15 protein-coding genes and 1 pseudogene are annotated in these 21,310 nt (G+C 34.1%); 4 read left to right on the top strand and 12 right to left on the bottom strand.

Annotated elements, in window-relative coordinates; genetic code table 11:
- Positions 1 to 45: 45 nt before the first annotated feature.
- The 4 genes and pseudogenes from AC3QL1_RS10615 to AC3QL1_RS10600 all read right to left on the bottom strand — a co-directional run bounded on the left by AC3QL1_RS10615 (position 46) and on the right by AC3QL1_RS10600 (position 4,718).
- On the bottom strand, positions 46 to 1,365 hold the full coding sequence (locus AC3QL1_RS10615) for a hypothetical protein (RefSeq protein WP_492497429.1): 1,320 nt from the start codon (positions 1,363 to 1,365) through the stop codon (positions 46 to 48).
- Between the two features lie 210 nt (positions 1,366 to 1,575).
- Positions 1,576 to 2,190 carry a recombinase family protein gene (locus AC3QL1_RS10610; RefSeq protein WP_492497427.1) on the bottom strand — a complete coding sequence of 205 codons (615 nt, stop codon included), beginning with the start codon at positions 2,188 to 2,190 and terminating at the stop codon, positions 1,576 to 1,578.
- Positions 2,191 to 2,238: 48 nt separating this feature from the next.
- Positions 2,239 to 3,669: pseudogene (locus tag AC3QL1_RS10605) on the bottom strand (YifB family Mg chelatase-like AAA ATPase); the annotation flags it as partial.
- 77 nt (positions 3,670 to 3,746) lie between these two features.
- Entirely contained in the window at positions 3,747 to 4,718 is a 972-nt protein-coding gene (locus AC3QL1_RS10600) for a Gfo/Idh/MocA family protein (RefSeq protein ID WP_492497425.1), read from the bottom strand.
- A gap of 315 nt (positions 4,719 to 5,033) precedes the next feature.
- On the opposite strand from AC3QL1_RS10600, the gene AC3QL1_RS10595 reads away from it, so the two are divergent.
- Positions 5,034 to 6,359 carry an ammonium transporter gene (locus AC3QL1_RS10595; protein ID WP_492497423.1) on the top strand — a complete coding sequence of 442 codons (1,326 nt, stop codon included), beginning with the start codon at positions 5,034 to 5,036 and terminating at the stop codon, positions 6,357 to 6,359.
- Positions 6,360 to 6,626: 267 nt separating this feature from the next.
- Here AC3QL1_RS10595 and AC3QL1_RS10590 read toward each other — a convergent pair whose 3' ends face one another.
- The 3 genes from AC3QL1_RS10590 to AC3QL1_RS10580 all read right to left on the bottom strand — a co-directional run bounded on the left by AC3QL1_RS10590 (position 6,627) and on the right by AC3QL1_RS10580 (position 11,533).
- Positions 6,627 to 8,711 (bottom strand): protein-disulfide reductase DsbD family protein, encoded by a 2,085-nt coding sequence (locus tag AC3QL1_RS10590; protein ID WP_492497421.1) that lies wholly within the window; start codon positions 8,709 to 8,711, stop codon positions 6,627 to 6,629.
- On the bottom strand, positions 8,712 to 10,022 hold the full coding sequence (gene tilS / locus AC3QL1_RS10585) for a tRNA lysidine(34) synthetase TilS (protein WP_492497419.1): 1,311 nt from the start codon (positions 10,020 to 10,022) through the stop codon (positions 8,712 to 8,714).
- Positions 10,023 to 10,246: 224 nt separating this feature from the next.
- Positions 10,247 to 11,533, bottom strand: a complete 1,287-nt coding sequence (locus tag AC3QL1_RS10580; RefSeq protein WP_492497417.1) for an anthranilate synthase component I family protein — start codon at positions 11,531 to 11,533, stop codon at positions 10,247 to 10,249.
- A gap of 185 nt (positions 11,534 to 11,718) precedes the next feature.
- On the opposite strand from AC3QL1_RS10580, the gene AC3QL1_RS10575 reads away from it, so the two are divergent.
- Positions 11,719 to 12,612 carry a DUF4349 domain-containing protein gene (locus AC3QL1_RS10575; protein WP_492497415.1) on the top strand — a complete coding sequence of 298 codons (894 nt, stop codon included), beginning with the start codon at positions 11,719 to 11,721 and terminating at the stop codon, positions 12,610 to 12,612.
- Positions 12,613 to 12,824: 212 nt separating this feature from the next.
- A complete protein-coding gene (locus AC3QL1_RS10570) occupies positions 12,825 to 13,199 on the top strand; it encodes a DoxX family membrane protein (RefSeq protein ID WP_492497414.1) in 375 nt (124 codons plus the stop codon).
- Between the two features lie 59 nt (positions 13,200 to 13,258).
- On the opposite strand, the gene AC3QL1_RS10565 is transcribed toward AC3QL1_RS10570, so the two are convergent.
- From AC3QL1_RS10565 to AC3QL1_RS10555, 3 genes are all read right to left on the bottom strand, one after another.
- A complete protein-coding gene (locus AC3QL1_RS10565) occupies positions 13,259 to 13,798 on the bottom strand; it encodes a lipocalin family protein (RefSeq protein WP_492497412.1) in 540 nt (179 codons plus the stop codon).
- A gap of 162 nt (positions 13,799 to 13,960) precedes the next feature.
- Complete coding sequence (gene lpdA / locus AC3QL1_RS10560) at positions 13,961 to 15,364, bottom strand: dihydrolipoyl dehydrogenase (protein ID WP_492497410.1); 1,404 nt, start codon at positions 15,362 to 15,364, stop codon at positions 13,961 to 13,963.
- 435 nt (positions 15,365 to 15,799) lie between these two features.
- On the bottom strand, positions 15,800 to 16,255 hold the full coding sequence (locus AC3QL1_RS10555) for an Lrp/AsnC family transcriptional regulator (protein WP_302095110.1): 456 nt from the start codon (positions 16,253 to 16,255) through the stop codon (positions 15,800 to 15,802).
- A gap of 434 nt (positions 16,256 to 16,689) precedes the next feature.
- On the opposite strand from AC3QL1_RS10555, the gene AC3QL1_RS10550 reads away from it, so the two are divergent.
- A complete protein-coding gene (locus AC3QL1_RS10550) occupies positions 16,690 to 17,907 on the top strand; it encodes an aminotransferase class I/II-fold pyridoxal phosphate-dependent enzyme (RefSeq protein ID WP_492497408.1) in 1,218 nt (405 codons plus the stop codon).
- Between the two features lie 168 nt (positions 17,908 to 18,075).
- Here AC3QL1_RS10550 and AC3QL1_RS10545 read toward each other — a convergent pair whose 3' ends face one another.
- Positions 18,076 to 19,170: a DUF695 domain-containing protein gene (locus AC3QL1_RS10545; RefSeq protein WP_492497407.1), complete on the bottom strand. Its 1,095-nt coding sequence runs from the start codon at positions 19,168 to 19,170 to the stop codon at positions 18,076 to 18,078.
- Between the two features lie 143 nt (positions 19,171 to 19,313).
- Complete coding sequence (locus AC3QL1_RS10540; protein WP_492497406.1) at positions 19,314 to 21,254, bottom strand: amino acid permease; 1,941 nt, start codon at positions 21,252 to 21,254, stop codon at positions 19,314 to 19,316.
- Positions 21,255 to 21,310: the final 56 nt, after the last annotated feature.

The following is a 21,310-nucleotide window of genomic DNA, read 5'->3' as shown; positions in this document are numbered from 1 at the left end:
TTTAGTTTGGAGCTTCATTATCTGAGAACTTAACGTTCTTAACTTTTAGCTCCCTATATTAGTATAAATCCCCATTTCAGACACAACCTCATTCATAGTATATTTAACGACGCTTTGTCTACTATATTTAACCACAAGAGCATCGAAAATATATAGAACATAAATCCCTTTTTCATTTAATCTCCTAATACATTCTGTCATTATTTTTACTTCTAGATCAAACATTTTTTGACTGGTAATTTTATAAGTATTTTTTTTCTTATCAGATATAATATTGGTTAGCATTCTAGGTTCATTCATTTCATAATATGCATACAACAAACTTTGTCTCATATGTTGAGGTTTTTTATTAAAAAAACTTAAATGTTCTTCCTTTACAATACTAAGTTCCAGATCTAGTTTATCCTTTATAGATTCATGGGTAATAAATTCAGTAACTCCTCCATATAATTTTACTGCTAAATTAGGATGTAAACATTTGAAATCAATATCAACAGTTTCTTCACCATCAATTTTAATTAAGTTTCTAATAAATCTAGGCATCATATTTATCGAATCGTACACTCTGCCTCCCGACCTTACGCCAGATATTGTAGGGTACTTAAATCCATTATCTGTTAAATATTTAAATAATTTTAAACTGTCTTCAAAAAAAGTCCGTTTTTGATTTATAAGATCGGTTTTTTTTCTGCCGTTTAAAATAGTTAACTTTTTACCTTTACCGTTTACATACTTCATTCTTACTAACATTTTGGCTTCGCTTAGTATTTCATTTTCTGTAGGAAGGGTCAACTTTGGATATATATTCAAAAGATTAGCAATTATTAAATTATTTTTTGATGCTAAAATTTTGTTACTATAAATTTCAAACCTTCTTTTTTTATGATAAAAATTTGAAATTTCATAGTGCTCAACTTTACAATTTACAAATAAGCTTGAAAGCCTATATTGTTTTGATTTTGTACCAGCCTCATAAGTTTGAGTATTCCTTTCATTCAATCTAACTTCTATTAAAGGACTTAATGAGAATATTGGTTGAAGCAAAAATTCAATAACTCTCTTATAAGTGCCATCTGATCCAGGAATCTGCTCTCTTAAAATCTTACTTGACAAAGACTTCCATCCTTCGTTATCATCTATGAATTGAGCGTATACAAGGTTTGCTAAGAAAACTAGACAATATTCAGTGGCTAAACTCTTATCAGAGTTAATTTCAAGTAATTTTTTTTCATTTTTTTTTGCCTTTATTAATTTAACAGCATGCTTTGGGACTATTATTATATTATTATCTGCTAACAATTTCTGAGAATCATAAAACTCTTTATAATCATGAAAAAATTTACTACTTGAATTATTAACTATCATATATATGTATAAATTTATAAAAATATATATTTATATATATTATTAATCATTATGTGTCCTTAAATATTTCAAATCATTACTTGTTATTAGCATCTTATAAGATAAGATGCTAATAACAAGTTTTTTTCTCTATATTTATTATTATTTTTTTGTAAAATTCAAGTTTTTTAAATCTCAAATTACTTGAAATTATAAATATCATGATGATTTTTAACTAATCAATTGTTTTTGATGTTGAATTTTATCATTAACTTTTTTTACAGTAACGAACGCTTTTCCAGTCAATTTTGAAATTTTACTTAAACTTAATCCGTCTCTCAAAAGTGATACTATATCTTTATGTCTCTTGAAGTAGTCACCATCCGACATAGTCGCACCAATTTTTCGCCCCGTGTAGATATTTCCTTTTGCTTTCGCAATCTTAATTCCCTGTTTTTGTCTCTCTTTAATAGATTCAAGTTCCAAAGATGCAACAGAACTAAGTAAATCAATAATCATCTTTGCAATCGCATTTAAAGTACCATCTTCATTTAGCATATTCATATGAATATTTTCAAGATAAACTTGAACATTATTTGATACAAACCAATTGAGTTGATTTTGCATACTAGTTACATTACGCCCTAATCTATCAATAGAGTGGATTGTTATATGATTTATTTTTCCTTTTTTTATATCATCTATAAGCTTCTTGCCAGCTGGTCTTTCATTAAAAGGTATCAGACCCGATACCTTATCTTCATATATCTTAAATTCATCACTTTCTACTAATTGTCTTTGCAAATTTTGATCCTTGGTTGAAATTCTAATATACTTCGCTTTCATAATTTTTTAATTTTAATTCAAAGATAACCGCAATAATTGAAAAAAAAATATATTCAAGATTCTGTCATAAGCACGTGCAGAAAGGTTTAGCCTTTCCATCGCTGTTTTTAACAACAGTTTCGATTGTTCGTCGAGAGCACAAAATTCCCTGATTTGTTTGGTATTCATTTGTGCGTTATAATGAATGTTGGGCAATTCTTCAAAACGTAGGGTTTGCAATTCTCTTGCAGCAGTTACACGTTTTCTGATTTCTACGCTGCTTTCTGCTTTTCTGTCGTCTGATAATTTTTCGAAAGGAACGGGTGTTACTTCAATATGAATGTCGATTCGGTCTAAAAGTGGTCCGGATATTTTGCTCATATAACGCTGCATTTCGTGTGGCGAAGAAGTATTGGGCATACTGGGATCATTAAAAAATCCACTCGGACTTGGGTTCATGCTCGCCACTAACATAAACGATGACGGATACGTGACCGTAAATTTTGCTCTCGAAATTGTTACTTCACGATCTTCCAGCGGCTGACGCATTACTTCGAGAACATCACGCTTAAATTCCGGCAATTCATCCAAAAATAAAACACCATTATGCGCCATCGATATTTCACCAGGCTGCGGATAACTCCCTCCTCCTACCAAAGCCACATTTGAAATGGTATGGTGCGGACCGCGAAATGGACGTTGATTCATTAATCCCACTTCTTTTAATTTTCCCGCAACGCTATGAATTTTAGTTGTTTCAAGCGCTTCACGCAAAGTCATTGGCGGTAAAATGCTCGGTAATCTTTTGGCCAGCATTGTTTTTCCGGCTCCCGGAGGTCCAATTAAAATAATATTATGACCACCGGAAGCCGCAATCTCCATACATCGTTTTATACTTTCTTGTCCGCGGACATCAGAAAAATCAAATTCAGGAAAATCGAGTGTTTTATAAAATTCTGTTCTTGTATCAATTATTGTGGGTTCGAGAGTTCCCTTTCCTCTAAAAAAATCAATTACTTCCTGTAGATTTTCAACTCCATAAACATCTAAACCGGCTACAATTGCCGCTTCTTTTACATTTTGCTTCGGTAGAAAAAATCCTTTAAATCCTTCTTCCTTCGCTTTAATCGCAATTGGCAATGCTCCGGTTATCGATTGTAAACTTCCGTCTAATGAAAGTTCTCCCATTATAATATATTGCTCAACGTCTGGCGCTTTTATCTGATCTGAACCTACTAAAATTCCGATTGCGAGCGGTAAATCATAAGCAGAACCTTCTTTTCGCAAGTCGGCGGGTGCCATATTGATTGTTATTTTTTTTCCCGGTAAGCTTAATCCGTTATTTTTAAGAGCGGCAGCAATTCTGAAACTGCTTTCTTTTATGGCGTTATCGGGCAGGCCAACTAAATGATACCCAATCCCTTTGTCCATGTGCACTTCAACTGTAATTGTGGTGGCTTCTACTCCAAAAACGGCACTTCCGTAAACTTTAATCAGCATAATATTTTGTTCATTAAATATTTTTAAAACTAATCAAAAATATTTAAATACAAGTTTTTTATTACAAAATATAAATATTAAAATTCTAAACCGATTTGATTTTTTACTTCCTCCACAATTTTGCTCAAATCGAGACTATTTTGATGCGACCAGAATTTACTTTCTATTTGATTGTTTCTGATGCAGTTATGACATTCTATTGCTTCATGTGAATATCCTTTTCCCAGATTTGGTAAGCTAAAAACGGATTCTTTTTCTTCTTTAACAACAGAATAAGCATTTGCCATAAACCACGGCGCATCAAGTTCTATTCGTCCTTTTGTACCGCCAATAACGGCTTTCATATCAGATTCTGACGCTATTGAAGCATGTAAAACAGCATGCGCATTATCATAATTCAAAATCATGGACGTCTGTAAATCGATTTCATTTTTATGAAAAATTGATTTTGCTATTATTTCTTTTGGAATCCCTAACATTATATAAGAGAGAAATAAGGGATACACTCCAATATCAAACAATGCTCCTCCACCATTACTTTTATTAAACAATCTGCTTCCTTCTGTTTCATTTCCAATAAAAGCAAAATCGGCTTTTATGTAATTTACAGCTCCAATTTCTCCATTTTTTACTTTGGATAAAACATCCTGAAGTGATGGAATGAAACGCGTCCAGAAAGCTTCCATAAAAAATCTTTTATACTTTTTCGAAGCTTCAGTCATTCTAACGGCATCATTATAGGAAAGCGCAATTGGTTTTTCACATAAAACATGTTTTCCATTTTCTAATGCTTTAATCGATAATTCAGCATGAGAATTGTGTGGAGTTGCGATATATATAATGTCTACATTTTTATCTGCAAAAAGAGCATCATAAGAATCATACGCTTTTGAGCAATTGTATTTTTTCGAAAACGCATTTGCATTGTCACTATTTCGGGATGCAACGGCAACTAATTCAGCATCTTCAAGCAATTGTAAATCTGCAGCAAACTGATTTGCAATGTTTCCCAAGCCTATAATTCCCCATTTTATTTTTTGAATTTCCATTCTTAAATTTTAATTATAAAAAATGTTAAAAAGATCAAATATACATCATCAACGGAAAAAATTAGACGATTTTCGACAATAATGAATGTAATTTAATCCTAAAAAAACAATAAAAAAACACGAAAAACAGCCATATTATCAATTCAGGCAAAAAAAATGTTGCCAAATTGTAAATTTTAAGTCCATTTTAACAAATACATTCAAATCTAAGGGGGTTAAAATGAAAAATTAACAAAAATTAAACAATGGACTCTATTTTTTATAGGGGTGTTGAATGATTTTATATTTTTATCAAAAATTTAAAACTAAATAACTATGCGAAAAATTATTTTAAGCGTGATTCTTATCACGATTTTGTTACTATCTATTTTTTCTATCTCATTTGTTACTGAATCAAAAACATTAGGTGCTCATGTTGTAGAATTAAAACTTGATACAGGTGATACCGCATGGATGGTTGTTGCGACTGCTTTTGTATTATTAATGACTCCGGGATTAGGATTTTTCTATGGCGGAATGGTAGGCAAGAAAAACGTAATTAGCACTATGCTTCAAAGTTTTATGGCAATGGTAATTGTTACAGTACTTTGGGTAGTAATTGGATTTGGGTTATGTTTTGGACCATCAATTGGTGGATTCATTGGAGATCCTTCATCAAATATATTTTTTCAGGGAGTAAGCGCAAACACCGCCTGGGAATTAGCGCCAACAATTCCAATGATATTATTTGCTTTATTTCAGGCTAAATTTGCAATTATTACTCCTGCATTAATAACCGGAGCTTTTGCAGAACGTGTACGTTTCTGGGCTTATTTATTATTCATGGTTTTATTTATCATATTCATTTACGCTCCATTATGTCACATGACTTGGCATCCTGACGGAATGTTCTTCAAATGGGGAGTTCTTGACTTTGCCGGTGGTACAGTTGTACACATGAGTGCTGGTTGGGCTGCTTTGGCCGGAGCAATATTCTTAGGAAAACGTAAAGTTCAAAAAGTAAACCCTGCGAGAATTACATACGTATTATTAGGTACAGGTTTATTATGGTTTGGATGGTTTGGATTCAATGCAGGTTCTGCTGTTGGAGCCGGAAGTCTTGCTGCTCAGGCTTTAGGAACTACTACAATCGCTGCCGCATCTGCTGCTATGGCATGGGTTTTCCTTGATAAAATATTAGGTCACAAATTATCTGCTATGGGTGCTTGTATTGGTGCTGTAGTTGGTTTAGTTGCCATTACGCCTGCTGCAGGTTTTGTGAGCATTCCTCACGCTCTAGCAATTGGTATTATCGCCGCTGTAATTAGTAATCTTGTGGTTAGTAAATTCCCTAAAGGAAAAATCGACGATGCTCTTGACGTTTTTGCTTGTCACGGTGTTGGAGGTATGGTAGGAATGTTGTTAACTGGTGTATTTGCTTCAAAAAGTGTAAATGCAGTTGTTGGTGACAATCAAGGTTTAATCTTTGGTGATGCTACTTTATTCTTAACACAATTAAAAGCTTTAGTACTTGTTTCAATCTTTGCTTTTGTGGGTTCTTATATTTTATTCTTTATTGTAAATAAAATCACTCCACTAAGAGTTACTGAAGAAAAAGAAGAATTAGGATTAGATATCTCTCAACACGGAGAATACTTATAATAATCAAAACAAAAATTAAAACCAAAAAACAATTAACTAAAAAAAGCACTCTGAATTTTCAGAGTGCTTTTTGATTATTTTAGAGTTTAGATTTCAGAATATAGAGAGTATAGGCTTTATATTATAGAGCGTGATATTTAATCAATAGTCTACATCTATATCTTGTTTCTATTCTCTTGCCTCTTTATTCTATTCTCTATATTCTATTCTCTATATTCTATTCTCTATATTCTATTCTCTTGCTTCTTGCTTCTTCCCTCTTCCTTCTCACTTAAAATTCGAAATCCCTGTTTTCAGCCAGGTCAAATATTCTTCAGTACTAACATAACTTATTGTTGGTTTAGAATCGTTTAGGTTTTTCCCTTCCAAATCAGTTATTACATATAAAGGCTGTGTGTTTGTTTTGTATTTTGAGATCATAAAATCTGTCCATTTATCACCTACTGTTATGATTTTATCTCCCGAAGCGGTTACAAATTGTTCTTCTTTTGGCAATTCGCGTTTGTCATCAACATAAAGAGAAATCAGTACAACATCGTTTTTTAAGATTGGCAAAATTCTTTCGTCAGACCAAACATTGTTTTCCATTTTTCGGCAATTCACGCAGGCATAACCGGTAAAATCAAGCATAATTGGTTTATTGATTGATTTTGCAAAAGCCAAACCATCTTCGTAATCGTGAAAAACCATAATTCCGTGTGGTCCTAATTCAGCACCTTCAGGTAAACCTTTTTCAGAAACAACACCGTTCCCACTTCCTGAACCTCCAAATCCTAATGGACTTTCACTATAGGTCTGTGGTGGCGGAAAAGCACTTATCAACTTTAAAGGCGCTCCCCAAAGTCCCGGAATTATGTAAATTGTAAAAGTCAATACAATCAATCCAAAAGATAATCTTCCTACTGAAATATGATTGGTCGGACTATCGTGTGGCAATGTAATTTTTCCGAAAAGATAAAAAGCCAGAGTTCCAAAAATTGCAATCCAGATCGCTAAGAAAACTTCTCTTTCTAATAAATGCAATTGCAGAACCAAATCGGCATTTGATAAAAATTTGAATGCCAAAGCCAATTCTAAAAATCCTAAAACAACTTTTACGGTGTTCAGCCATCCGCCGGATTTTGGCAATGTATTTAACCAGCCCGGAAACATCGCAAACAACATAAATGGCAATGCCATAGCAGATGAAAATCCTAACATTCCGATTACTGGTGCAATTCCACCGTTTGAAGCCGCTTCTACCAATAAAGTTCCGACAATTGGTCCTGTACAAGAGAACGATACAATTGCCAAAGCCAAAGCCATAAACAATATACCGATAATTCCGCCTCTGTCTGCTTGCTGATCTGCTTTATTTGCCCATGAATTTGGCAGCATAATTTCGAAAGCTCCCAAAAATGAAACTGCAAAAACAATCAGTAAAATAAAGAATATCAAATTAAACCAAACATCTGTAGACAATGCATTTAAGGCATCCGCACCAAATACTTTGGTTACAATTAATCCTAATATTACATAAATGGAAATAATGGAAAGTCCGTAAATAATAGCGTTTCTAATTCCTTTTGCCCTGCTTTTACTTTGTTTGGTAAAGAAACTCACCGTCATTGGAATCATTGGGAAAACACAAGGCGTTAACAATGCTGCAAATCCTGAAATAAAAGCAATAAAAAAGATCGACCACAAACTTCTTGATGGTGCCGGTGCAGGAATATCTTCTTTTGAAACTTCAGCAACTGCAGTTTTTGCAGGTTCAGTTTTAGCTTTTGCAACCAAAGTTGATAAAGTATCTACAACCAAAGCCGGAACTTTCGTTTCATCTAATTTTGTTTCAGAAATAGTTGGAACAGCGTCCATTTTAAATGTTGAAGGAACGCTGATTGAGAATTTTTTATTCGAATTGATACAAACCTCTTTACAAACCTGAAAATCAAAAACAACATCAACTGTTTTTAAGTTTGGGTTTATTATCTTGATTTCCTGTTCAATATGCGCTTTTCCTTCAAAGAAAGTTTCATTTACTCCAAAGACATCATTAAAAGCCGTTCTGGTTTTTCCTTCTTTGGCTTTGCCAATTAATTCGTAATTTCCTTTTTGATTTTTAAAGGCAATTTCCAGTGCAAGCGGTCCGCCATCGGGAGTAAACTGCGAATACATGTGCCAGTCTTTTTCGATTGTTCCGTCAAAAATTAAAACCGCATTACTGCCTTTTTTTTCAATTTTAGAAGTCCATTTTACAGGTTCTAAAATTTGAGCATTGCCCTTTGCAAAAGCAAAAAACAGTAAAATTATGATGATTTTATTCCAGACACTTTTCGACATTATCGTTTGAGGGTATTGATTAAAGTTCATTTATTGTAATTCTATTTTTAGTATTTTATTAGTAGGCTCTTCAATTTTAAAACGTTCATCCTGCCTGATTCCAACAACCCAAACAATTTGATTATCAGAACACAAAAGCCACGTTTTTTCTTTTTCAATAAGCGACAATTTTTCATCTTTAAAAAGTTTACTCACTTTTTTCGACTTGCCGTTCATGCCAAAAGGCTGAAAAACATCTCCTTCATTCCATTTACGCAAAACCAACGGAAATTGGATTTTTTCAGCGTCCACAAAGATAGCTTTATTTGAATCTAATGTTATGTGACTAACATTACAAAGCTTTAATTTTAAGGGAAAATTAACTTCTGTATCGTTTTCATTAATTTCAAATTCTTCCTTTTCTGACATTTCAGAAATTGGATTTAAAATTAAAATATCACGGTTTTTCAACAAACGAAATTCAGCTGCAAAAACCTGTTTGCCTGATTGTCCGTCAACTAAATCGTAAATATCATTCCAGGCAACAAAACCAAATTCATTCAGCCATTGGTACAAATACGATTTATAATTGGGCAGTTTTTTAAGCTGATTTAAATCAAAATGAATATCCTCGCCGGCTTCTTTTGCCACTTGCTGGTAAATCATAATCGAAGCATCTTCAACCATTTCGTGCGATTCCTGCAAATACGATTGCGTTTTCTGAAAAGCATTCAAAAAGTTTGGATTGATTTCTTTTAAAATCGGAACCAAATCATGACGAATTTTATTTCTCAGATATTTATTGGAGGCATTACTGCTGTCTTCCCTCCATTCGATGTTATTTTCCTCGGCATATTTCAAAATTTCTTCTCTCGAAAAAGGCAAAAGCGGACGAATAATCCGGTCATTTTGCTCCGGAATTCCAGTCAAACCGTCTAATCCCGTTCCACGCGTTAAATTGATAATAAACGTTTCCAGATTATCATCGGCGTGATGTGCGGTGAAAATATAATCGAAGTTTTTGGTTTCCAGAAGTTCATAAAACCAGCTGTAACGCAATTCGCGTGCTGCAACCTGAGTCGATAATTTATAGTCTTTTGCGAAGGCTTCTGTGTCAAATTGTGTAGTAAAAACAGGAATAGTATTCTGATCACAATAGTTTTGAATAAAATCCTGATCGCCAAAACTTTCTAGTCCGCGCAATTGAAAATTACAATGCAAAACGGCAATTTCGTACGGCAATTGCTGAAACAAATGCAGTAAAACCATACTGTCTAAACCTCCGCTTACAGCCAGAAATAGTTTTTTATCTTCCAGAAATGGAAACCTTGAAGCGATGTGATTTTGAAATTTTAAAAGCATCGTATAAAAGTAAAAATTAAATTCGATCTATTTTTTAAATGAAATGTTAAGCGTTAATTTTTTTTTACTGCTATTTTTTTGCCACTAATTACACAAATTTTCACGAATTATTTTTTCTCGCAGATTTTGCAGATTGAGCAGATTTCTTAATCATTTAATCTGTGGTCATTTTAAAATTTTGCATTGGCATCAAATAAAAATTAGTGAAATTCGTGGCAAACTTTTTACCGCAAAACTTCGTGCATTGCCTTAGCCTTCAATAAACATTCTTCATATTCTTTTTCAGGAATGGATTGTGACGTAATCGCACTTCCTACCGAAAACGAAACGTATTGATTTTCCTGATTATACAAAATGCTTCTTATCACCACATTAAAATCAAAATCGCCTTCCGGAGTAAAATATCCTACTGCACCGCTGTATAAACCACGTTTGGTTTCTTCCAGATTTTCGATGATTTTCATTACCGAAATCTTTGGCGCGCCCGTCATACTTCCCATTGGAAAAGTGGTTTTTAAAACATCGATTGGCGAATATTGTGGATCTAATTTTGAAGTTACAGTCGAAATCATTTGATGTACCTGCAAAAACGAATAAATCTTGCAAAGTTCTACCACTTCAACTGAGCCTTTTTGTGCTGTATGCGACAAGTCATTCCGAACCAAATCGGTAATCATGATATTTTCAGCGCGTTCTTTTGCGTCTGATTCCAGGAATTGCTTTGATTTTTCGTCTTCTTTTGGATCTGAAAATCGTTTTGAAGTTCCTTTTATTGGTTGGGAAATCAAAGTTTCTCCTGTTTTTTTCAGATAACGTTCAGGCGATGCGGAAAGCAAATATTGTTTATGATTTTTGAAGAAAACAGAGAATGGTGCCTGCGAAATTTCATTTAGTTTCTCAAATTTCTCAAGGGGATTTATAATAGCGTTTTCTGCATAAAATTCCATACAGAAATTAGCTTCATACATATCACCTGCGTGAATGTGTTCCAGCATTTTTGTTGCTTTTTCGATGTAAGATTCCTTAGAGATTCTTTGCTCCACTTCGACTCCGCTCAGTGTGACAAACGACTCGTAATTACTTTCAACAATTTCATCAAAATCCTCTTCAACCTCATCATCGCAAAGCAATAAATATTGAATTTCGAGTTCATTTTCTTTCAGTATAAATATTTTTTTTGGCTGAAAGAAAAACAAATCCGGAAAGTCCAAACCATCAAAATTGAATGATTTTAAATCTTCGACATCATTTTTTAAATCGTATGTCAAATACCCAAAAAGCCAGTCTTTTGTGGTTTGCTGGTATTGTTTTAAGTCTTCAAAAGCATTATGAAAATCGGTTTTTAAAGACGTAAAAGCATCAACGGCCAGCATGCAATTAAAACTCGAATATTCTTGCGGATAGGAATTGCTATCCAAAAAAACGACCTCGCGAAATTGTTGTGACCATGATAGGAGTTGCTGCTTAAACTGCTCTGGATTGGGAATATGTTTATGGATGGAAACTCTCAAAAAAGTATAAATTTTAGACTTCAAAATTACGACAAAAAAAATCCTTCAATAAAAGAATACCCAAAAATTATTGGCACACTTTTTAGTATATCGAATTAACACTCATTAACAAATCATTTTTTTAACATAAAACATTCATTAATGAGATTCAAAACTTAATTTATTAATCAACTTTAAAAACTTTTATGAAAACAATTGCACAATTGGGTTTGACAACCTTGGTAATCATCGCATTACTATTTTCCTGTAAAAAAGCGGACTATGCTTCCGGCGAAGCAGCTCCAGATTCTCAAACAACAGACAGCACGGCTGTTTCATCCTCGGCGGCGGTCGAAAAGAAAGACAGCAAGCAGAAATTTATTCGAACCGCCGATATTAAATTCAAGGTTAAAAACGTCGTCAAATCTACTTATGCAATTGAAAATGCCGTAGCCAAATTTGGAGGTTATGTTACGTATACCAATTTACAAAGCAATATTCACGAGCAGATTAAAACTAAAATCAGTCAGGACAGCACACTTGAAACTACCAAATATTCTGTAGAAAATAATATTACGATTCGCGTGCCTAATACCCAGCTTGATACCGTAATAAAAAGCATTGCCAGACAAATTGATTTTCTGGATTTCAGAATTATTAAAGCCGATGATGTCTCGTTGAAATTATTATCTAATCAGCTTTCGCAAAACAGAAGTGCTGTAAACGAGAAAAGAGTCGAAAAAGCAATTGACGAAAAAGGCAAAAAAATAAATGATATTATGGAAGCCGAAAATACTTTGGCCAACCAAAAAGAAGCAAATGACAATCGCACAATTGATAACTTATCATTGCAGGATCAGATAAATTTTAGCACGGTTACTTTGCAGCTTTATCAAAACGAAACGATCAGACAGGAAATTTCTGCGAGTGAAAAAGACAGCAACGCTTATAAACCTAATTTAGGCATTCAGATTATTGATGCGCTTAAAAATGGCTGGTATATTCTGGAAGCCGTTTTTGTATTCTTTATAAATCTTTGGCCGTTTATTTTAATTGGTTTCGGAGGGTTTTTCATTTATATAAAATATATCAGGAAATAACAAAAACTGTTAATTAAGTGGCAATTTAATAAGAAAAAATTCATTATATTTGATATAGGATTAAATTAATCCCAAAATAGGATTGTATTGATTATAGGATTCTCAATAAAATAAGCTTAAAAACAGATTTTCATTTTATTAGGGAATTCCAATTTGTAATGTTTATCAGCAAAATAAATTATATTTTTTAACCTATCTTAAATCCTAGTATTATGAAAATTGCCACCATTATTGTCCGCGTCTTAATCGGTCTATTGTTACTTTTTGCGTCTATTAGTTATTTTTTCCATTTAATGCCGGAACCGGAAACCACAGGAAATTTTAAAGCCTTCAATGTTGGTTTAATGGCTTCTACGTATTTAATGCCACTGGCTAAATCAATCGAATTGCTTTGCGGAGTTGCATTTGTAACAGGACGTTATGTAACATTAGCTAATATTCTGATCTTACCTATTACGGTAAATATTTTGTTCATCAATTATTTTCTGGCTCCGGAAGGTTTGCCAATTGCAGCCCTGTTATTCCTTGCTAACTTGTTTTTAATTTACAGATATTGGGATAATTACAGAAGTGTTTTCAGAGCATAATTAATTTCACTCACACATAAAAAAAACCCGACACTTAATAGATGTCGGGTTTTGTTTTTCTAATTTTTATCGTGTTTTGTCCATACAAGTTCAGAGGTATCATAACCAATTTCCTGAGCTTTTTTAAGGTAATCTAATTTGATATTTTCCGGTATTGAAGTTTCTCTCGAAAGAATCCACATATATTTCAGGCTTTCGCCAAAAACAAGTGCATATTTATAATCCGGATCAATCGCCACTACATTATAACCGGCATAAAAAGGACCAAAAAATGAGACCTTAAGCATACCAACATTGTCTTTTTTGACGAACTTGGCTTTCCCGATGCTTTCTTCCCATTTGTCTTTTTTGACATTATAGCCCTTATTATCAACTTTTATAGTACCGTTGTCGTTTAGCGAATATTCTGCCGTTACATTGTTCAGCCCTTTTTCATACTTAAAATCCAATCTGGCAATTTCGTACCATTTTCCTAAGTATTTTGCTTTGTCAAAGTTGTTAACCGCAGTTGCGTTTTTTGGAATTGTCGAACCGCAGGAATAAAGCAGAAAAGCAATTCCTGCTCCAAGTAAAACAGGAGCTATATATTTATTTTTCATGATGTTACCTTTTTATTATAACAAAGATAACATCTGAATTCTCCAACTAATTTACAAAATTATTTTTGATTATTATATTTTCCGAAGTATAAAAATAAGCTGAAAATAAAAAACCCGTCATAAATAATTATGACGGGTTTTAAAAATATATGTTTACGTAAATTACACGTGTATTGCTCTGTTTTCAGTAGCTGCCAATGCTGCTTCTTTTACCGCTTCCGCGAAAGTTGGATGCGCGTGGCTCATTCTTGAAATATCCTCAGCAGAAGCTTTGAATTCCATTGCTGTAACCGCTTCAGCAATTAAATCTGCTGTACGCGCTCCAATCATGTGAACTCCTAAAACTTCATCTGTTTTTTCATCAGCAAGGATTTTTACAAATCCGTCTAAGTCAGCACTTGCTCTTGCACGTCCTAACGCTTTGAAAGGGAAACTTCCAGATTTATAAGCCACTCCAGCCGCTTTCAATTGCTCTTCAGTTTGTCCAACTGCTGCAACCTCCGGCCAAGTGTAAACAACACCAGGAATTAAGTTATAATCGATATGTGGTTTTTGACCCGCTAAAATTTCAGCAACCATAGTTCCTTCTTCTTCCGCTTTGTGCGCCAACATTGCTCCACGAACAACATCACCAATTGCGTAAATATTAGGAACATTTGTTTGTAAATGATCGTTTACTTCAACTTGTCCTCTGTCTGAGATTTTAACTCCGGCTTTGTCAGCGTTTAATCCGTCTGTATAGGGACGACGACCAACAGAAACTAATGAATAGTCTCCTTCAAGCGTGATTGTTTCTCCTTTTGCATTTTCAGCCTGAACAACCACAGCATCGCCGTTTCTTTCTACTGATTTTACTTTGTGAGAAACGTAGAATTTCATTCCTTGTTTTTTCAATACTTTAGTCAATTCTTTAGAAAGAGAACCGTCCATTCCCGGAATAATTCTGTCCATGAATTCCACTACAGAAACCTGAGCTCCTAAACGTAAGTAAACTTGTCCAAGCTCGATTCCGATAACACCACCACCAATAATTACTAAATGTTTTGGAACTTCTTTTAATTCTAAAGCTTCAGTAGAAGTGATAATTCTTTCTTTGTCAATTTTGATGAAAGGCAAAGAAGATGGTTTTGAACCTGTAGCGATTACAGTATATTTTGCTTCAATAGTTTCAGATGTTCCGTCAGCTTTTGCAACAGCAATGTGCGTTGCATCTACGAAAGAACCTAAACCAGTGAAAACAGTAATTTTATTTTTATCCATTAAGTAGTTGATTCCACCTACGGTTTGATCTACAACTGCTTGTTTACGAGCAATCATTTTCTCTAAATTGATTTTTACGTCTCCCGAAACTTCGATTCCGTGATCTGCAAAATGAGCAATTTCTGAATAGTGATGAGAAGAAGAAAGTAATGCTTTTGAAGGAATACAACCTACGTTAAGGCAAGTTCCGCCTAATGAATTATATTTTTCTACAATTGCAGTTTTGAAACCTAATTGTGCGCAACGAATTGCTGATACATATCCTCCAGGACCTGAACCTATAATGACTACGTCAAATGAACTCATAGTTTGTCTATATTTATTTTTAGCGATACAAAATTAAGGAATAAAGTTTTGTTTAAAGTTTAAATTTCAATGTTTTTTGTGTGAAATTTTGGGTGTGAGTTTTTTGCCACGAAGGCACAAAGACACAATGTTTTTAAGCGCAAAGTTCGCTAAGAGTTACACAATCGGGATGTAAAGTTTTTCTTTTTTTAATCTCGCAAAGACGCAGAGTCGCAAAGTTTTTTGAATTGCCTCCTGCTTTAGCTGGAGGAATGAGATTTAAATATAAAAGGCTTTAGCCAAATCTATATCAGTTTGGCTAAAGCCTTTCACTTTGGCAATACTTTTCATCCAGCTAAAGCTGGACGCTATTCAATCTTAACTATTAAAAAGCTCTGCGACTTTGCGAGATTAAAAACCTCTGCCCCTTTGAACCTCTGAGCCTTTGAACCTTCCTCAAAAAATCACCGTCGAATTCTTCACCTCACTAATCATAAACATACTTTGTGTACTGCCAATGTGTTGCAACGAAGTTAGTTTGGTTACTAAAAATTCCCTGTAAGCTTCCATATCTTTTACTAACACTTTCAGGATGTAATCGTAATCGCCGCTTACGTGATGACATTCTAAAACTTCGTTGAGTTTGATGACTTCGCTTTCGAATTTGGTTAGGAATTCTTTGGTGTGCTGAATGAGTTTTAGGTGACAGAAAACGACAAATCCTCTTTCGATTTTGGTTTTATCTACTAAGGCTACATAGTTTTTGATGATTCCTTCGCGCTCTAACTTTTTGATTCTTTCATAAACTGCAGTTACCGAAAGATTGAGTTTTAAGGATAATTCTTTGGTTGTTTTTTTACTGTCGGTTTGTAATAAAACGAGGAGTTTTTTATCGGTGGCGTCTAATGTCATTTTTGTTGTTTTTGAAATGAAAGAAAATCTATTTGGTTGTGTTTTCTAAAACAAATTTAGATTAATAATCCTTAATAATTAAGTTATGTAGTTTTAAAATCTAATTATTAAGTACATCATTGATTAATTTTCTATAAAGATGTTATTTTGAATGGAATTTCTTTTGAAAACGGGTTTCATAGCCCAGATTGAAGTGGAAAGCCCGGAGTAAAAAAGGCAAAAGTTTCTTGTTCTAAAAAAGCGACCAACGGAAGCTCTTTTTAGAACATTAGAAACTTGTCTTTTTTATGAGGACTTGAAACGGAAAGCTGGAAATAGCTCCTTATTAAAATTAAATTCCAAATTTTTAAAATTCCAAATTCCAATGGCAATTTCAAAAATCAATTTCAATTTCAACAACAAACTAAAAACAATAAACTAAAAACTATCAATTAATGAAAAACTTTAACCCGGCAGATAAAATTCAGGATTTGCAGTATTTTGGTGAATTTGGAGGTGTGAATCCTTCGATTTCTGATTCTTCGACTTATACGTTTCTTTCGGCAAAAACGATGTTCGATACTTTTGAAGGAAATATGGAAGGCTGTTATTTGTATTCGCGCCATTCTTCGCCAAGTAATTTGTATTTGGATCAGGCGTTGGCGGCGATGGAAGGAACGGAAACGGCAAATGTTTCGGCATCGGGAATGGGCGCGATTACACCTACTCTTTTGCAGTTGTGCGGCGCGGGCGATCACATTGTTTCGAGCCGGACTATTTATGGCGGAACTTATGCTTTTTTAAAGAATTTTACGCCGCGATTTGGAATCGAAACGAGCTTTGTAGACATTACAAAACTGGATGTTGTAGAAGCGGCAATTACGCCAAAAACGAAAGTTTTGTATTGCGAAACGGTGAGTAATCCGTTGTTGGAAGTGGCTGATATTGCCGGTTTATCGAAAATTGCTAAAAAGCATAATTTGAAACTGGTGGTTGATAATACGTTTTCGCCATTGTCTGTTTCTCCGGCTAAATTAGGTGCTGATATCGTGATTCATAGTTTGACGAAATACATTAACGGAAGCAGCGATACGGTTGGCGGTGTGACTTGTGCATCGAAGGAATTTATTAATTCGCTGAAAAATGTTAACTCCGGCGCAAGCATGCTTTTGGGGCCAACAATGGATAGTTTGCGTTCGGCTTCTGTGATGAAAAACCTGCGAACGCTTCATATCCGAATCAAACAACACAGTCATAATGCGCATTTTCTGGCGGATCAATTTGAGGCTGACGGTTTAAAAACGGTTTATCCGGGATTAAAAAGCCATCCGAGCCATGAATTGTACAAAACGATGATTAACCCTGAATATGGTTTTGGCGGAATGATGACGATTGATGTTGGCACTTTGGAAAAAGCGAATGAATTGATGGAGTTGATGCAAGAGAGAAACCTGGGTTATTTAGCGGTAAGTTTAGGATTTTACAAAACGTTATTTAGCGCGCCAGGAACTTCGACTTCAAGTGAGATTCCACTTGAAGAGCAACACGAAATGGGATTGACGGATGGTTTGATTCGTTTTTCGATTGGCTTGGATAATGATATTCAGCGTACTTATGAAATGATGAAGGAATGTATGGTGGAATTGGGAATTTTGAAACACGAATTTCACTAATTTTCACTAATTATTCTGTATAAATACTTTGCGGTTTTTCGCCACGAATTCACGAATTTTTTTTATAATCAACTCGCGAATTCATAGCGATTTTTTTCTTGATAATTAATCGTTTGTTGCTAAAATAAAAATGCCGTTCTAAGAATAATTTCAGAACGGCATTTCTGTTTAGTTTTGTTCAAAATGTCTAAAAGATTGCCAATATTTATCTTTGTAAATCTCGTAGCTTATTTTAAAAGTCTGGCTGTATTTTTTTATTAATGCGTCTACAACTTTTGGCGGTTTTCTAAATTCTTTACAAGCAAAAAAGATTTCTCTTTTATTGTTTGCTGTTTCTCTTCCAATATTAAGATATCCATCAGAATCTGGCAGGCTAATCATTATTTCTTCTTCAATTTTATCTAATAACTTATAGGTCACATCATCGGGCAAACCAATTTCGTCTGTTTTTTCAAATGGAATTGCAACAATAAAAATCCAGGGGTGAGATGCCTTTTTATCCCATTCTAAAATCGTTGTATTAATTATTGCTAAAACAACTCCGCCGTCTTTTGTTTTCCCTTCAAAATTAGCATAACCATCATTTTCGGTATTATGCCTTAATCCTTCATATTTCTCAATAAATTCCTTTTCTCTCCAAATTAAATAATCTTTTAATTTTTCGATCGGAATTAGTTCTTCAGAAACCCCTTCTGTTCCCAAAATTTTCATATTATCTATTAAGGTCACCGAATGTAATTCGCCTAAATAATTATCCAGAAAAATATAAACCCCATTCGTTATTAAAGATTTTTTATCCTCTTGAAAGCCATCATAAACAATGGTTAGGTCGATTTCATCTGGATAATTTTGATGTAGATTTGGATAAAATTTTAAATTATCTGAATTAAACTTAAAATCCTCATAATTAATGCCAACATCTTTAATATCTGATGCTGGTTTTAGAGCTGTGAATTTCCAACCTTCAATTTCTGGAGCGGCATTAACCAGCTCTTCTATTACATAAATATTTTTAATTGCTCCATCTGGTGTAAGGATTAACTCGGCAGTTTTGTCATCAAACATTCCCGATAAAAAATAAATACCAGAATGAATTTTCTCTAATTTTGAAAATAGTTTATCAAAGAAATCTTCGTGCATGTTTTCACCCTTTTGAACAACTTTGAAAAACTCTTTTTCATGTTTTAGAAACCAATTCCAGAAGTCGCTGTAGGATTCAATTGGAGTGTCTTTTTTACCCAGTAAATTTTTAAGAAAACTCATTTATTAAAAATATTAAATTACAATTTATAAGCGTAAACTTAAATAAAAACTTTTAAAATCATAAGAGTATCTCCATAAAAATAAAACAAAAAAGCCGTTCTGAAATCGATCAGAACGGCTTTTTAGATATAACTTTTTGACTTCTAACTTCTAACCTCTGCAGGAAAATTCAGCTTACTATTTTTTCTACTATACGTAAAGTAAATAAACAATCCGATTAACAACCAAATAGTGAAATAAATCCAGTTCCAAACGCTTAATTCGGCCATCATGTAAAGACAGCAGATTAAGCCTAAAAGCGGAATCAAAGAAAGATTTTTTCTGAATGCCCAAACGGCTAATCCAACCAAAACGAATAGGAATATCCACATTGGAATTTTGTGTTTGAATAAACTGAAACCTGATTCGTATTTTAATGAATCGCTGATTGGCAATCCTTTTACAACCTCAGCATATTTTGTTTCATCATCCTGATATTGACCTAATAAATGCTCTAAATCAGATGTTTCGGCAGTTTTATTTTTAACATCAATGCTTTCCAGATAATTGTAAACTTTTGTCGATTCTTCTTTGTTTAATGAAGTAATGATTGTGGTTGCATCATACGTTTGTGATTCATTGTTGATAAATGCCATTGTTGCTTTATTGTTGAAAGCAAAAGCATAATACAGTCCGGCAATCATTAAAACCGGCATGATAAATTTTGAATTTACATATGGCGTTTTGAATTTTCCTCTTGGAATTTCAGGCTTGTTTTGTAATACTAAAACTCCGGCGCAAACTAGTACAAAGGCAAATAAAGTTCCGATACTGCATAAATCCGTTACCATTGTCAGGTTCAAAAACAAGGCTGGAATCGCCACCACAAAACCGGTTACAATGGTTGCAAATGATGGTGTTTTGAATTTTGGGTGAACGGTAGAAAATTTCTTTGGCAATAAACCATCACGGCTCATACTCATCCAGATACGAGGTTGTCCCATTTGGAAAACCAATAAAACGCTCGCCATAGCAATTACGGCACTTACGGCAATAATTCCCGACATCCATTTTAAGTTTAATTTATCGAAAACAAATGCAAGTGGATCTCCAACATTTAATTCGTTATAACGCACCATTCCGGTTAAAACCAAGGCAATGGCGATGTATAAAAGTGTACAAATTATAATGGCCCACATCATTCCGCGTGGTAAATCACGCTGTGGATTCTTACATTCTTCTGCTGTTGTAGAGATGGCATCAAAACCAATATAGGCAAAGAAAACAGCCGAAACTCCTTTTAAAACTCCGCTAACTCCGTTTGGCGCAAAAGGATCCCAATTTGCTGTATCTACATAAAAAATTCCAACGGCGATAACTAAAAGCACAATGCAAAGTTTTACCACAACCATTACATTACTTGCATTACGAGATTCTTTCATTCCTCTGTAAACCAGAGCTGTAATTAAAACGATAATGAATAACGCCGGTAAATCAGCCACAAAATGGAACGATCCAATTGTTGGCGCTGTTGTCCAGGCCGTATAAGCAGCCTGTAATGAAGTACTTAAATTTTCGTATGATTTTCCGCCCTGCATTAAAGCTGTCGCATCTTTAAATCCGTTTGAAGCGGTTAGATAATCCATCTGAATCCATTGCGGGAGATGAATTCCGCCGCTCTGGAGCAGACCTGTAAAATAATCACTCCATGATATCGCGACCGTTATATTTCCTACGGCATATTCCATAATTAAAGCCCAACCGATAATCCATGCAATGATTTCTCCAAAAGCTACATACGAATACGTATAAGCACTTCCGGAAACGGGAACCATTGACGCAAATTCGGCGTAAGCAAAAGCGGCAAAACTACAGGCAAGCGCCGTAAACAAAAACAAGAAAATAACCGCTGGTCCACCATCTGCACTGGCTTTTCCGATAGTACTGAAAATTCCCGCTCCAACAATCGCAGCGATTCCAAAGGCAGTTAAATCCCTCGTTGTCAAATGCTTTCCTAACGCATTATGACCGTCTGCTTCGTTTTTTGCAACTTGTTTCAGAATATCTTGTACCGTTTTTTTTCGGAATAAACATGATAATGCCATATGTGGTTTTGCTTTTAAAATTAATTTATTTCGGTCTTTGTGGTTTTATTTTGCAA

It is taken from the genome of Flavobacterium sp. GW823-FHT04A11 (assembly GCF_058796535.1).
The sequence above is the reverse complement of the archived record's forward strand: the minus strand, read 5'-3'. Positions and strand labels throughout refer to the sequence as shown.

Excerpts from the sequence above, each read along its gene's own strand:
- AC3QL1_RS10615 (WP_492497429.1), bottom strand. The coding sequence starts at position 1,365 with ATGATAGTTAATAATTCAAGTAGTAAATTTTTTCATGATTATAAAGAG.
- AC3QL1_RS10610 (WP_492497427.1), bottom strand. The coding sequence starts at position 2,190 with ATGAAAGCGAAGTATATTAGAATTTCAACCAAGGATCAAAATTTGCAA.
- AC3QL1_RS10600 (WP_492497425.1), bottom strand. The coding sequence starts at position 4,718 with ATGGAAATTCAAAAAATAAAATGGGGAATTATAGGCTTGGGAAACATT.
- AC3QL1_RS10595 (WP_492497423.1), top strand. The coding sequence starts at position 5,034 with ATGCGAAAAATTATTTTAAGCGTGATTCTTATCACGATTTTGTTACTA.
- AC3QL1_RS10590 (WP_492497421.1), bottom strand. The coding sequence starts at position 8,711 with ATGAACTTTAATCAATACCCTCAAACGATAATGTCGAAAAGTGTCTGG.
- tilS (WP_492497419.1), bottom strand. The coding sequence starts at position 10,022 with ATGCTTTTAAAATTTCAAAATCACATCGCTTCAAGGTTTCCATTTCTG.
- AC3QL1_RS10575 (WP_492497415.1), top strand. The coding sequence starts at position 11,719 with ATGAAAACAATTGCACAATTGGGTTTGACAACCTTGGTAATCATCGCA.
- AC3QL1_RS10570 (WP_492497414.1), top strand. The coding sequence starts at position 12,825 with ATGAAAATTGCCACCATTATTGTCCGCGTCTTAATCGGTCTATTGTTA.
- AC3QL1_RS10565 (WP_492497412.1), bottom strand. The coding sequence starts at position 13,798 with ATGAAAAATAAATATATAGCTCCTGTTTTACTTGGAGCAGGAATTGCT.
- lpdA (WP_492497410.1), bottom strand. The coding sequence starts at position 15,364 with ATGAGTTCATTTGACGTAGTCATTATAGGTTCAGGTCCTGGAGGATAT.
- AC3QL1_RS10555 (WP_302095110.1), bottom strand. The coding sequence starts at position 16,255 with ATGACATTAGACGCCACCGATAAAAAACTCCTCGTTTTATTACAAACC.
- AC3QL1_RS10550 (WP_492497408.1), top strand. The coding sequence starts at position 16,690 with ATGAAAAACTTTAACCCGGCAGATAAAATTCAGGATTTGCAGTATTTT.
- AC3QL1_RS10545 (WP_492497407.1), bottom strand. The coding sequence starts at position 19,170 with ATGAGTTTTCTTAAAAATTTACTGGGTAAAAAAGACACTCCAATTGAA.
- AC3QL1_RS10540 (WP_492497406.1), bottom strand. The coding sequence starts at position 21,254 with ATGGCATTATCATGTTTATTCCGAAAAAAAACGGTACAAGATATTCTG.